The organism is Streptomyces sp. RPA4-2, from assembly GCF_012273515.2.
GTDB lineage: Bacteria > Actinomycetota > Actinomycetes > Streptomycetales > Streptomycetaceae > Streptomyces > Streptomyces kaempferi.
The window spans coordinates 4,065,948-4,078,269 of sequence record NZ_CP050975.2 but is presented as its reverse complement, the minus strand read 5'-3'; the positions used below and the strand labels follow the sequence as shown (position 1 = coordinate 4,078,269).

At 69.4% G+C, this 12,322-nt stretch carries 11 protein-coding genes and 1 tRNA gene; 7 read left to right on the top strand and 5 right to left on the bottom strand.

What is annotated here, in order from left to right:
• Positions 1 to 170: 170 nt before the first annotated feature.
• Positions 171 to 647 carry a hypothetical protein gene (locus HEP85_RS17715; protein WP_168528613.1) on the bottom strand — a complete coding sequence of 159 codons (477 nt, stop codon included), beginning with the start codon at positions 645 to 647 and terminating at the stop codon, positions 171 to 173.
• Positions 648 to 1,016: 369 nt separating this feature from the next.
• On the opposite strand from HEP85_RS17715, the gene HEP85_RS17710 reads away from it, so the two are divergent.
• A complete protein-coding gene (locus tag HEP85_RS17710; RefSeq protein ID WP_168528612.1) occupies positions 1,017 to 1,679 on the top strand; it encodes a DUF4328 domain-containing protein in 663 nt (220 codons plus the stop codon).
• An 893-nt stretch (positions 1,680 to 2,572) separates the two neighbouring features.
• Here HEP85_RS17710 and HEP85_RS17705 read toward each other — a convergent pair.
• Complete coding sequence (locus HEP85_RS17705) at positions 2,573 to 3,334, bottom strand: GntR family transcriptional regulator (RefSeq protein WP_168528611.1); 762 nt, start codon at positions 3,332 to 3,334, stop codon at positions 2,573 to 2,575.
• 197 nt (positions 3,335 to 3,531) lie between these two features.
• Here HEP85_RS17705 and HEP85_RS17700 point away from each other — a divergent pair, with 197 nt between their 5' ends.
• From HEP85_RS17700 to HEP85_RS17680, 5 genes are read left to right on the top strand one after another with little or no spacing between them, the layout of a single operon-like run.
• Complete coding sequence (locus HEP85_RS17700; protein WP_168528610.1) at positions 3,532 to 3,867, top strand: hypothetical protein; 336 nt, start codon at positions 3,532 to 3,534, stop codon at positions 3,865 to 3,867.
• Positions 3,864 to 4,073, top strand: coding sequence for a hypothetical protein (locus tag HEP85_RS17695; protein WP_168528609.1), 210 nt, complete (start codon positions 3,864 to 3,866; stop codon positions 4,071 to 4,073). Before HEP85_RS17700 ends, HEP85_RS17695 begins: the two co-directional genes overlap by 4 nt.
• 26 nt (positions 4,074 to 4,099) lie before the next feature.
• Positions 4,100 to 5,494, top strand: a complete 1,395-nt coding sequence (gene repSA, locus HEP85_RS17690) for a replication initiator protein RepSA (RefSeq protein ID WP_369657747.1) — start codon at positions 4,100 to 4,102, stop codon at positions 5,492 to 5,494.
• Between the two features lie 2 nt (positions 5,495 to 5,496).
• A complete protein-coding gene (locus HEP85_RS17685) occupies positions 5,497 to 5,706 on the top strand; it encodes an excisionase family DNA-binding protein (RefSeq protein ID WP_168528607.1) in 210 nt (69 codons plus the stop codon).
• Positions 5,706 to 6,830, top strand: coding sequence for a site-specific integrase (locus HEP85_RS17680; protein ID WP_168528606.1), 1,125 nt, complete (start codon positions 5,706 to 5,708; stop codon positions 6,828 to 6,830). The genes HEP85_RS17685 and HEP85_RS17680 overlap by 1 nt, the downstream gene beginning before the upstream one ends.
• Positions 6,831 to 7,246: 416 nt before the next feature.
• Here HEP85_RS17680 and HEP85_RS17675 read toward each other — a convergent pair.
• Together HEP85_RS17675 and HEP85_RS17670 are read right to left on the bottom strand one after the other, a co-directional pair.
• A tRNA-Arg gene (locus tag HEP85_RS17675) sits at positions 7,247 to 7,319 on the bottom strand.
• A 69-nt stretch (positions 7,320 to 7,388) separates the two neighbouring features.
• Positions 7,389 to 8,189 (bottom strand): TetR/AcrR family transcriptional regulator, encoded by an 801-nt coding sequence (locus HEP85_RS17670; RefSeq protein ID WP_168528605.1) that lies wholly within the window; start codon positions 8,187 to 8,189, stop codon positions 7,389 to 7,391.
• Positions 8,190 to 8,359: 170 nt separating this feature from the next.
• On the opposite strand from HEP85_RS17670, the gene HEP85_RS17665 reads away from it, so the two are divergent.
• Positions 8,360 to 9,910 (top strand): MFS transporter, encoded by a 1,551-nt coding sequence (locus HEP85_RS17665; RefSeq protein ID WP_168528604.1) that lies wholly within the window; start codon positions 8,360 to 8,362, stop codon positions 9,908 to 9,910.
• Positions 9,911 to 10,171: 261 nt separating this feature from the next.
• Here HEP85_RS17665 and HEP85_RS17660 read toward each other — a convergent pair whose 3' ends face one another.
• Positions 10,172 to 12,049: an IclR family transcriptional regulator C-terminal domain-containing protein gene (locus HEP85_RS17660; RefSeq protein ID WP_369657746.1), complete on the bottom strand. Its 1,878-nt coding sequence runs from the start codon at positions 12,047 to 12,049 to the stop codon at positions 10,172 to 10,174.
• Positions 12,050 to 12,322: the final 273 nt, after the last annotated feature.

The window sequence follows — 12,322 nt, the reverse complement described above, 5'->3', positions numbered from 1 at the left end:
GCTTTAGGAGCGAGGTGGGGCGACCCTGCGGCTGGCCTGCAAAAGAAGCACTCTGGCTGACGTGGGGCACGCGCCCACTGGTGCCCGCTGTTCGCCGTGAGTCCCCGCTCGTTCTGGCACGATTGTGGCACGGAGAACGTCTGATCCGGTGGTCGAAGCCCTGGTAGGGGTTAGTGCTGCGGCGCTTCCGTGGCAGCAATCTCGAATCCGGAGGATTCATCCCACGGAACCGCCTTCCACAGGCTCACCACAGCGGCCCAGATTTGATGCACGAGAGCCCAGTCGGGGTTGTCCCCGCTGAGGGTGATGGTGGCAAGCAGGTCGCATCCCCAGATGCCCCACTCGTCATTGGGCGATGCAGCGATCACGGACTCTGCGATCTCGGCCACGCCCACGTGAAGTTCCAGTGTCAGCAAGTCCGCGACCGGCCCGTCGCTGTCCCTACTGCGAGTACCGAGTCTGAACGCGGCCACCGGATCTTCGAACGGACCCAACCACTCGCCTACCAAACCGTCGCCGCTCTCCAACAAGTAGTCCAGCAGGCGATCAAGCGCTTCGTCGCCGCTCTCTTCCCCGGAGCGGCAGAAGAAGCTGAGTTGGTAGGCCACGATTCCCCTGTCGTCCGCGCTGATCGGGAGCTGATGCACTGCGCCATCATGCATGCCACGCCTGCGATCGCGGTCGGTGGAGTCTCAAGGACCGAGTCCACTGTGAGGAGCGCCGGCCGACGGGGGGCGGCGCCATACGAGGCCAAGGCTTTGAGGTCTGGCCTCATCCTTATCAGGTCAAATACAAGGACTTCATTACCCTCGTCTTCTCCTGGCGGTCGCAGGATGAGCGGTCATAAAGATCCGGCATTGCCCGCCAACGTTTGCGCATGTTGGTGTCAGCCGCTGATGTCAGCTCCTTACAGCGGTCTTGAGCTGCACAGACGCTGTTGCATCCGCTTCCCAGAGGGTTAAGATCCGCTGCCGACCTGCGGGAAGTCCGAACGGGCGGTCTCCAGGAGGTGTGACGTGGCCGGATCGATCAGGGTGCCGCGCGGGCAGGCCCGGTTCGCCTCCGGCGCCCTCGCCGTGTTCGCGCTGGTGACCCTCGCGGCCGGGCTGGCAGCGTGGCACAAGTACCAACTGCTGGCCGGACCGCCCGCGTCAGGACCGTACGTGGACAATCCGTTCGTTGAGGTCGACACGTATTTCAGGAATCTGACGGGCTGGCGCACCGCTCTGCTCGTCATGGCCCTGCTCCAGTTCAGCATCTGGCTCGCCAACATGCGCGACGTCGCGGATGTCCTCTGGCGCCAGGGACAGCGCCGGCGCAGGGCGTGGCTGGTATTCGGGTGGGTGGTACCAGTGGCGCAGCTCTTCGTACCCAAGATGTTCGTCAACGATCTGTGGGCTGCCGGCCGACCGGAACCGCAGCGTCGTCGGGGACACCCCCTGCTCACGGCATGGTGGCTGTCCGTCCTCATCGCGGCCAACGCGTACAGCGGTGCCTCCGCGGATCTGAAGAAGGCTGTCAACGCGGCCCAGGCTCGGCATGCCCTGCGGCAGATCATGTTCAGCGACGGTCTGGACATCTGCGCCGCAGGGCTGTCGATCGTCGTCGTCTGGCAGCTCATTCGTAGGCTGGAGCGGGCCGCTGTGATAGCGACCGCTGAGGTCTGGACGGCGTGTTAAACGGCATCCAGAGGGCTCTGAGCACACGCAGGCCCCGCGGTCCGTTGAGTCTCAATGGGCGAGTCAACCTCTTGAACGGTCTTGAAAACCGTCGTGGCGCGAGTCACCGTGGGTTCAAATCCCACACCCACCGCCAGCAGAAACGGACCCTGACCAGGTAAATCGGTCAGGGTCCGTTCTCGTGGCCAGTGTCCACAGTGCCCGTGACTCCCCGCTGTTTCCCGACCGAACGGGCACGAGAGGGGCACGTCGACTGGCGCCCTCTAGGCGTAGGCGGCCAGCAGCGCGGCAAGCAGCCCAGCCCCCACAGCTGTGAAGACCCGTGGCTTCCTCCAACCCGGTCCCGAAGCCTGGCGGTTCAGCTCCCACATGAGCACTAGACCGGCACCAAGGCCCAGCGCGTCGCGCAGCAGGAAAATGGTGGTGTGCACGGGGAGCCTCCAGGGGCCTCGATCGGACTGGAAGGCTACCTCTAGTCGGGGTCCGCATAAATGGTCGGGGATCGTATACGGGCAGGTGAGGACACTTACCACCTGTGTCCGCCGGCCTGCGGTCGACGACGTCGAGAGGTTGGCTCCGAGACTTTGGGCGGGAGCTGCCATGGGGCGAGTGATCATGGCCCCTTAAGCTTCCGGCGAGTCGGGCAGTCTGTGGACCTGCCCGTTAAAGCACGACGTTGGGGCCATGATCTTCGAGGCTCGCCCCATGGTGGCTGCCTAAAGCCTCGGAGCCAACCGGCCCATCGGCGTGGTTATCGTCCTCGACTCGGGCCCGCACTCGCTGCGGCCCAGGGCTTGGCCCCGGCGCCGAAGGCGCAGAGGGGCCAAAGCCCAAGGGCCAGCCCGCGCTCGCGCGGGCACTTGATGAGGTAGAGAAACCTGTAACTGTGCTGGTCAGCTCAAAGGCGGCACGGGGACGTGATAGGTCAGCGTGTAGCGGTCGGCCGCGACGATGATGTCGGCAGTCTCGACCGGGCGATCGGTGACGTAGTACGTCCGGGTAATCGCCATCACGGGCACGCCGGGGCCGATTTGAAGGGCCTCGCTCTCGTACGGTCGTGGCGCACGGGCGTTCACGTCCTCGGTGACGTGCGTGATGTGAAGGCCCAACGAGTCCATGCGAGGAACCACGCCCGTGATGGTTCCGCCTTCCGGCTGCTCTACCGGCGTCCCCTCTGTGATCTCAAGGGGCTCGTGCGACGTCGACAGCATGATGGGTTCGTCATCAGCGAAGAAGCGGTACGTCGTTCGCGTAACGGGAGCTCCAGGCTCTAGGGCCAACCGATCAGCAATCGCCTTCGTCGCCGTGGTCCGGCGGCTCTGGTACTCCCACTCTGAACGGCGGCCTTCGGACTCCGTAGCGCGCTTCATCGGTGAGCCTGTTGGCCGCTTGCCGTAGAGATCGCCAAGTACCCGCCGGCGCAGCGGTCGCTGCTCGCGCACGAAGGTGCCGCGCCCTTGCTGCTTGATGACCAAGCCTTCGTTCTGCACGACTTCCATGGCGTTGCGGATCACGATGCGCGAGACACCGTAGTCCTCCATGAGCTCAGCCTCAGAGGGGATCCGGTCTCCCGCCTGGAGTGCGCCATCCGTGATCTGTTGCCGGATGTCGTCGGCAACCTGCACGTACGCCGGTCGTCCCTGGTAGCTGGCCATGGCTGTCTACTCTCTCCGTCAACTCGATAGAACAAGTAGACCATGCCTCTTTGAGCCGGGTGAAGTCTGGCCGTCGAATCTCCTTGTCGAGTCGTCATACTCGTTATAACCTTTCGATTAGGACGAAAAGCAGGGAGCGACGCCCTACCGCCAAGCAGATACGTCGCTCCCCTGATCCCACGAAGGGAAGCTCCATCATGCCTGCTTCTCCCCTGACGGTGCAGATTCCTCTTCAGCGTGGCTGCCCGGCCTGCATGGGTGCTCGGTGCGCCAATCCGGCTGAGTGCCTGTTCTTCCTGACCTCCCGCCCGTGGGCCGACTGCGTCAGGTGCGAGGGCTCCGGCTGGGCCGGTGAGGACTGCGACCCGTTGGAGATCTTCTGCGGCTACTGCGACGGCTCCGGCCTCAACGAGTACGCGCCCGGTCAGATCACGGACGACGAGATCAGCGACGGCGCCAAGCAGCGGCTCGCCGCGCACGTCGCCCGTCTCACCGCGCTCGTGCCCGCGCCGGTGCTGGAGGTGGCGGCATGAGCGTGCTCGCCTCCTGCGCCGACCTGCTCGACGCATTACCCGCCCGGTCCTCGCGCTGCCCCGCCTGCGGCACCCACGCCCCGGCCTGGGTCCGCGTCGACATCGACGGCCTGTCCATCGTCACCCACGACGGTGACCTGATCTGCCCGCGCGACCGCTCCTTCGGCTACACCCCCGCCCCGGCCCCGCTGGCGGTGGCCGCGTGACGGACTTCCCCGTCGCCTCTGAGGCCGTGGCTGGCGCTGCGGCCTCCATGGGCACCGACCCTCTGACCCTCGCCGATCTGCTACGGGTGGCCAACTCGCCGGGCTTCGACCGCTGGCAGGAACAGGTCCGCCGTACCGGCGGCTGCGCCAACCCGATCCGCCTCCAGGGGCAGACCGTGACCCGCGACCGCGCGACCGGGGATGTCCTGTACTCCTACAGCACCGAGCACGAGCCGGGCGGCATGCTCCGCGTCGCGTGCGGCAACCGCCGGGCCTCCCGCTGCCCCTCCTGCGCCTGGACGTATGCCGGGGACGTCTACCACCTGATCCGTGCCGGGATCACCGGGGACAGCCGGATGGGCATCTCCGGCCGGATCCGCCAGCACCCCGGCGTGTTCGCCACCCTCACCGCGCCCTCGTTCGGCCCCGTCCACAACCGGCCCGCCTCCGGCCGCTGCCGCTGCGGGAGCTCCCATGCGGAGGACGATCCGGCGCTCGGCACAGCCCTCGACCCGGCGCGCTACGACTACGCGGGCGCGGTGCTGTTCAACAACCACGCCGGGGACCTGTGGCGCCGCTTCACCATCTACCTGCGCCGGGAGGTCGCCGCGCACGCGGGCCTGACCCAAGCGGCCATGAAAGAGGTCTGCCGGGTCTCCTTCGGCAAGGTCGCCGAGTTCCAGAAACGGGGCGCCGTGCACTTCCACGCCGTGGTGCGCATGGACGGTCCGGACGGACCCGACAGCCCCCCGCCGGCGTGGGCCACCGTCGCTCTCCTGGACAGCGCCATCAAGGCGGCTGCCGCTCGCGTCTGCGTGCCCGTCCCCGCGGGCGGTGACTTCCCGGCCCGCACCCTGCGCTGGGGAACGCAGGTCGACGTGCAGCCGATCGGCAGTCTCGCCGGTGTTGAGCTGACCGATGGGGCAGTGGCCTCCTACGTCGCGAAGTACGCCACGAAGGCGGCTGAGGCGACCGAGACGGTGGACCGCCGGATCGGGGAGCTCTCGGAACTCGACAAGCTTCCGCTGCCCGCGCACACGCGACGGCTGATCGAAGCGTGTTCGGACCTGGACGACTCCTACCCCGACCGGATGCTGTGGCGGTGGGCTCACATGCTCGGCTTCCGGGGCCACTTCATGACCAAATCGCGGGCCTACTCCACCACCCTCAGCGAGCGTCGACAGGTCCGCGCCGACTACCGAGCCCGCCAGGAACGCCGCGAACGCGGGCTCTCCGAAGACCTCGACGACTCGGAGGGCTCCACGCTCGTGCTCGCCCACTGGACCTACGCAGGACAAGGCCACACCCCCGGTGAGTCGTGGCTCGCCGCAACGATCGCAAAGGAGATCCGACTGAACCGAGAGATCGCACGAGAAGCCCTCGCCGACATGCCCGACACGCTGACTGAGGGGGAGTGGTGACCATGGATCGACTTCTGACCGTGGAACAGGTCGCCGAAGTCCTCGGGACGGGTGTCCGCTTCCCTCGACGCCTGATCGAAGAACGACGGATCACCTTCGTCAAGGTCGGGCGGCATGTTCGCATCCCTGAAAGTGCGCTGACCTCCTTCGTCGCTGAGCACACAGTCCAGCCGGTAGCGGTTCGGCCTGGCGTGCTGCGGAGGGTGGCCTGATGGCGAACAATCAGGGAAGGCGTCGTCGGTTCGGCTCCGTCCGACAGCTCAAGTCCACTCGGTGGCAAGTCCGTTACCGTGATCCGAACACGGGCCAGCTGCGGAGCGCAGAGCAGACGTACGCGACCAGAACCGATGCGGAAGTCGCGCTGACCCTCATTGAAGCGGACGTCACCCGCGGACAGTGGGCCGATCCGGACGTGGGCAAGGTTCGCTTCGGGGATTACGCCACCGCCTGGCTCGGGGATCGGAAGCTCGCTGCGCGTTCGCGTGAGCGCCATGAGTCGGTGATCCGGCTTCACCTGCTGCCCACCTTCGGTGAGCGTCCGCTGTCCTCGATCACGACGGGACAGGTCCGGGCCTGGCGTACGGCATGCCTGACGCGGACCGGTGAGCCGACCGTGGTGAAGGCCTACCAGATCATGCGGGCGGTCCTGAACACGGCTGTTGATGACGAGCTGATCCGCCGCAACCCGTGCCGGATCAAGGGCGCCGACAGGTACGACGTGCCGGAACGGCCCGTCCTCACCGTGGCAGAGGTGTACGCCGTGGCCGATGCGATGGCTCCGCGGTACCGGCTTCTCGTCCTCCTGGCCGCGTTCACCGGACTGCGCTTCGGCGAGCTGGCCTCACTTCGCCGGCGGGACGTCGACATAAAGAACGGGGCGCTCACGGTCCGCCGCTCGCAAGCGGAGATGCAGACTGGGGCGCTCTTCGACAAGGCACCCAAGTCAGATGCGGGTGTCCGGCCGGTGGCCTTCCCGACCGAGCTCCTGCCGGACGTGAAGCGCCACCTCGACGGCTTCGCCGGGGCCGGCCGGGATGGACACGTCTTCCTCGGCCCCCAGGGCGGTCGGCTGCGGCGGAGCAACTTCCGCGATGACTGGATCAAGGCGCGGGCCGACGCGGGCATTACGGCAGACGTGCACTTCCACGATCTCCGACACACGGGGAACACCCTTGCCGCGTCCGGCGCGAGCCTGCGTGAGCTGATGACCAGGATGGGCCACAGTACGCCGCGCGCGGCGCTGATCTATCAGCACGTGGTCAGCGGCCGTGACCGCGAGATTGCCGATCGGCTCGGTGCGATGATCCGTAAGACTCGGGGCGGTACGGACATCTAGTTAAGGGGTGCGGGAGGAGCAGTCGCTTTCATGAGGGCAAGGCGCAGTGACCGCCTGGTGTGGTGGCTTAGCAAGTCGCTCGCCTCAAAGGCTTGCCGGAGGGCGATCTCAGCCGATTCGAGCGTCTGTTGAAGGCTGGCTGCCTTAACCCGGGTCTCGTCGGTCCAATCGCGGACCGGGCCGTTCGCTCGGACGTAGTCAGCCAACGACACGCGAGCGATATAGGCAGCGGACTGGAGAGCTACCAGGGCTTCGGGAACCTGTATGTCGTCCACCATCGCATGCTAGGCGCAGAGCGTGAGCGGGGAAAACGCCATGGGCCGGACAGTGCGTTGTGGCACGTGTGTGGCACCGCCGTGATCATACGAAAGGGCCAGTTCGGGAGGATCAAGCCTCTGAACTGGCCCTTCATCGTGTGCCCCCGGCAGGATTCGAACCTGCGACACCCGCTTTAGGAGAGCGGTGCTCTATCCCCTGAGCTACGAAGGCGGGACGGATCTCTGTGAGGTCCGGCGACTAGCGTAGCGGATGCGGGCGGGCGCGGGTCGGGGCGTCCGGTCAGTGGGTGATTCGGGTTTCCAGGCCGTCCAGGACGCGGTCCAGTCCGTACTGGAAGTTGGTGTCGCGGGACGCGCGGGGGTCCTTGCCGCGTTGTTCGGCGTAGCCGTCGCGGAGGTGGGGGTAGGACGCGGCGGCCTGTTCGGCGGTGGGCCAGACGTGGTCGACCCAGTCCTGTTCGGTCCGGCCGCTGCGGGCGAGGACGTTGAGGTAGGCGGCCTCGCTGGTGGCCATGCCGGTGACGTACGCGACGAGGGTCGACGCCGCCTGGTCGGCCTCGGTGGCGGGGAGGCCCGCGCGGGTGAAGAGGGCGAGCAGGCCCTCGGCCAGGCGCATCGCGTTCGGGCCGAGGTAGGACATGCCCATCTCGCCCAGCACCGAGGCGATCCAGGGGTGCCGCAGCATCGTGCCGCGCAGGCTCTGCGCGCAGCGGACGGCGTCCGCGCGCCAGGTCGCGGAGTCAGGGGACTCGGTGGGCTCGGGGACCTCGATCTCCCCGTAGATCTCGTCGATGGCCAGTTCGATGAGCTCGTCCTTGTTGGCGACGTGCCGGTAGAGCGAGGTGGCTCCGGCGCCGAGCCGGGTGCCCAGCTTGCGCATGCTCAGAGCGTCGAGGCCGTCCGAGTCGAGGAGGCGCAGTGCCTCGGCGACGATCTGGTCCCGGCTCAGTGCCGGCTGTTCGCGTCCGGACCGGGGGCGGGTCCAGACGGACGGGATCGGCTGCGGGGGCTGTGAGGGCTGAGGCGGCTGGGGCGACTTCGGGGCCCCGGCCTGGTGGCTTGCCGGCTCCTGGTGTGGCATGCGGCGTCCCTCTCTCCCGTTCCGTTCCGTGCGCACACCTTACCCGGTCCGGTACGTCGTTCCCTCTTGCGCACACTGTACGCAGAACCGTACGGTGTTCTTCAGAGCGCACGGCGTGTGCAGCGCGCTCAGTCCGTTCGAGACGTCCGAGACATTTGAGGGGTATGGAGATGGACCGTCATCCGCGCCGCTGGCTCATCCTGATCGTGTTGTGCCTCAGCACCCTGGTGCTGGTCGTGGACAACATGGCGCTCACCGTGGCGATCCCGACGATCGCCGAGGACCTGGACGCCGGCGCCCAGGACCTCCAGTGGATCCTCGACTCGTACATGCTGGTCTTCGCCGGGCTGCTGCTGACCGGGGGCAGCCTCTCCGACAGGTTCGGGCGGCGCAGGGTGATGATCGTGGGGCTCGCGCTCTTCGGAGCGGCCTCGGTGGTGGCCATGGAGGCGGCGACACCCGGGGCGTTGATCCTGGGCCGGGTCCTGATGGGTGTCGGCGGTGCCCTGGTGATGCCCAGCACCCTGTCGATCCTCGTCACGGTCTTCGACGACGCCGAGCGGCCGAAGGCGATCGCCGCCTGGAGCGCGGTCGCGATGGTCGGTCTGGTCGGCGGACCGGTGCTCGGCGGCGCGCTGCTCGCGCACTTCTGGTGGGGAGTCGTCTTCCTCGTCAACATCCCGATCACCGCTCTCGCGATCGTCGCCGCGCTCGTCCTGATGCCCGAGTCCAAGGGGCCGTGGCGCAAGGCCGACCCCGTCGGCATGGTGCTGTCGATGGTCGGCATGACCGCGCTGATCTGGACGATCATCGAGTTCCCCAAGGGCGGCCTGAGCCACCCGGGCACACAGCTCTCGCTCACCGCGGCCGTGCTCGGTCTGGCCGGGTTCGGCTTCTGGGAGACCCGCTGCTCCTCGCCGATGATCCCGGTGTCGCTGTACCGCAACCGCGTCTTCACCGGGGCCAGCTTCTCCCTCGTGCTGCTGACCTTCGCCCAGGGCGGTCTGATGCTGGTGCTGACCCAGTACCTGCAGTTCGTCCTCGGCTACTCCGCCACCCAGACCGGTCTCGCCTTCACCCCGCTGGCCCTCGCCACCCTCGCCTTCAACAGCGTCGGTGCCGCGCTGCTGCCGAAGACCGGCAACCGGGTCATGGTGGTCCTCGGTCTCCTGGTCATCGCCTCGGGGTTCGGACTGCTGTCCACGCTGGACCCGCAGAGCGGCTGGGGCGTGCTCGCCGGTGCGATGTGCCTGATGGGAGCCGGTGGCGGTCTGACGATGCCCGCGGCGATGGCGGCCATGATGGGGGCGATTCCCGACGAGCACGCCGGAGTGGGCTCCGCGCTCAACGACACCGTCCAGCAGGCCGGCGCCGCCCTCGGAGTGGCCGTCCTGGGCGCGGTCCTCTCCAGTACGTTCACCGGCCACATGCCCGCCGACGCCCCAGCCGACGCGCGCCGCTCCATCGGCGACGCCCTCTCCGTGGCCGCCCGCACCGGCGACACCTCCCTGTCGGCCTCCGCCCACGACGCCTTCACCAGCGCCATGTCGGCGAGCTTCCTGGCCGGCGCGGGGGGCGTCGTGGTGGCGGCGGTCCTCGCCGTCTTCCTGATGCGGGACGGCAGGGCCGCCGCGGACGCCGGCGAGAAGGCGAAGGCGAGCGCCCCGGCCCCGGCTCCGGCCCCGGACGACGCGGCCCGGCTCGCGGACGCGAAGAGCTGACGGGGATGTGAACCACGGACGCGCGAGCGCGAACCGCATACGCGCGAGCGTGAATCGCGGACGCGGGGGCGTGAACCGCAGACGCGACCCGCCGACGAGCCCGCGCGACCCCGCCCCGCCGCCGCCCTCCCCCTCCCGTGTCCGGCCGCTCCCCGTGGCCGGACACGGGCGTTTCACGTGGTCACAGGCACGGGGGGGCCACCCGCCCCGCGGGGACCACCCCGCCCCCGCTGTCACCCCGCCCGCTCCCACCCCGCTCCCTCACGCGCTCGGAACCCGCCGGAACCGTCCCGCGACCCGCAGGTCCGCCTCGACGCTTCCCGCCGTGGCCAGCAGCTCCGGCAGCACCTCGTCGACACACTGGGCGGACGTACGGCGGCTGCTGTGCATCGCGACATTGACGGCGGCGACCACCCGCCCGCCGCGCTCCCGCACCGGGACGGCGATCGAGCGCAGCCCCTGCTCCAACTCCTCGTCGACGAGGGCGTACCCCTCGTCCCGTGCACGGTCCAGGACCGCCTTCAGCCGGTCGGGGTCCGTGATCGTGCGCGGGGTCAGGGGACGCAGCCCGGAGAGCGGGGGGTCGGGCAGGTCCGCCAGCATCACCCGGCCCAGCGAGGTCGCGTACGCGGGCAGGCGGGTGCCGACGGTGATGTGGACGCTCAGGATGCGGCTGGTGGTGATGCGGGCCGTGTACTGGATCTCGTCGCCGGTCAGCACCGCCAGGGACACCGACTCGCGCAGGCGCTCCGAGAGCCCGGTGAGGTGCGGGGCCGCGATCTCGGCGAGCGAGGTGCGGGAGAGCGGCGGGAAGCCGAGGCCCAGCACGTGGGGGGTGAGCCGGAAGACGCGGGCGTGCGCGGTGACGTATCCGAGGTGTTCCAGGGTGATCAGCGCGCGGCGGGCGGTCGCGCGGGCCAGACCGGTGGCCTGGGCGACCTCGGTGAGGGTCAGTTCGGAGCGGCCCTCGCCGAAGGCGGTGATCACCGTGAGTCCGCGGGCCAGCGACTCGACGAACTCCCGGCCCAGCTCCTGCTTGGACGCGCCGGTCCAGACGGCGAGGCCGGAAGGGACGGGGGCCGCGGCGGGCGCGGCGGGCGAGGCCTCGCTCAGCTCCCGTTCCATCGCGGCGACGGCCGCCCGCAGCCGTGGCAGCAGGGTGTCACGCAGATCGGCGGCGGTGTGCCGGCTGGTGTGGCTCACCACGCTCACCACACAGGCGATCCGGCCCGCCTCCCGTACGGGCATGGCGAGGGCGACGAGTCCCGGTTCGATCAGCTGGTCGTCCAGTGCCCAGCCGTCCTCCCGCGCCTCGGCCGTACGCCGCTCGAAGTCGTCGCCGAGCGTGGGGAGCGGGCCTGTTTCCGGGGAGGGGGTCCGGCCGGGGGCCGGTCCGGGATGCCGGTCGGCGCCCGTGGGGACGATCCGGCCGTCGTCCGTGGGGACGATCCGGCCGTCGTCCGTGGGGGCGACCCGGCCGTCGTCCGTGGGGGCGACCCGGCCGTCGTCCGTGGTGGCGGAGGACGGGCCGTCGTCCGGAGTGGGGGACCGGTCCGCGTGGGTCGCGCCGGAGGCGTTCCGTCGCTCGGAGTCGGTCTCGGTCCCGATCGGCCGGCTGCGCGCCGGGACGGCCGGAAAGCCGCGGTCCTCCGGATCCGCGGCGCGCCGCTCCCGCCATCGGACCCACTCCCGCTCGCCCCACTCGGTGGCGAACAACGGTCCTGGCGCGGTGCGTTCGGCGGGCAGCAGGTCGCCGATGCGGAAGCTCAGCGACATGGCTCGGCGCCGGGTCGCCTGGTGGATGAAGCGGATGCCGTCCTGGTCGCCGACCGCGAGGGACACGGACTCGTCGAGCTCGTCGGCGAGGGCGTCGGCGTGCGCGTCGAGGAGGCGGGGCAGGCGCAGGGCGGCGAGGTAGGCGTTGCCGAGCTCCATGAGGCGGGGCGCCAGTACGGCGTCCCGGCCGTCGAGACGTACGTACCCCCTGCGCGCCAGGGTCGCCGTGATGCGGTCGACGGTGGACCGCGCGAGCCCCGTGGACCGCTCCAGGCCGCTGAGGCTGGACACCCCGTCGGCCTCGGTCAGCCGGCGCAGCACCGCGATACCGCGGATCAGCGGGGTGACGGCCTCGACGGGCACGGAGGTCCCACCCCGGCCCCGCCCTCGTCCCCCGCCCGTCCGGTCCGCTCGCTCCCGGTCGCGCTGCCCTGGGCCGCCCCGACGTTCGCTGCCATGTGCTCTCCGTTGCGGCTCTCGATGGAGGCTCTGCGCGACTCCCGTCCGGGACTCGGCGCGGCCCGCGGGGAAGATTCGCTCATTGCGGCCCACGGTAGTGCTTACCCGGTCGACCCAGCAGGTCGGCGGCGTCCGTGCCCACGGCCGGCGACAGGCCGGCGCCGGGGGACGCGGGGA

Coding starts and splice junctions, on each gene's coding strand:
- HEP85_RS17685 (WP_168528607.1), top strand. CDS start 5,497: ATGGATCGACTTCTGACCGTGGAACAGGTCGCCGAAGTCCTCGGGACG.
- HEP85_RS17705 (WP_168528611.1), bottom strand. CDS start 3,334: ATGGCCAGCTACCAGGGACGACCGGCGTACGTGCAGGTTGCCGACGAC.
- HEP85_RS17700 (WP_168528610.1), top strand. CDS start 3,532: ATGCCTGCTTCTCCCCTGACGGTGCAGATTCCTCTTCAGCGTGGCTGC.
- HEP85_RS17695 (WP_168528609.1), top strand. CDS start 3,864: ATGAGCGTGCTCGCCTCCTGCGCCGACCTGCTCGACGCATTACCCGCC.
- HEP85_RS17665 (WP_168528604.1), top strand. CDS start 8,360: ATGGACCGTCATCCGCGCCGCTGGCTCATCCTGATCGTGTTGTGCCTC.
- HEP85_RS17680 (WP_168528606.1), top strand. CDS start 5,706: ATGGCGAACAATCAGGGAAGGCGTCGTCGGTTCGGCTCCGTCCGACAG.
- HEP85_RS17670 (WP_168528605.1), bottom strand. CDS start 8,189: ATGCCACACCAGGAGCCGGCAAGCCACCAGGCCGGGGCCCCGAAGTCG.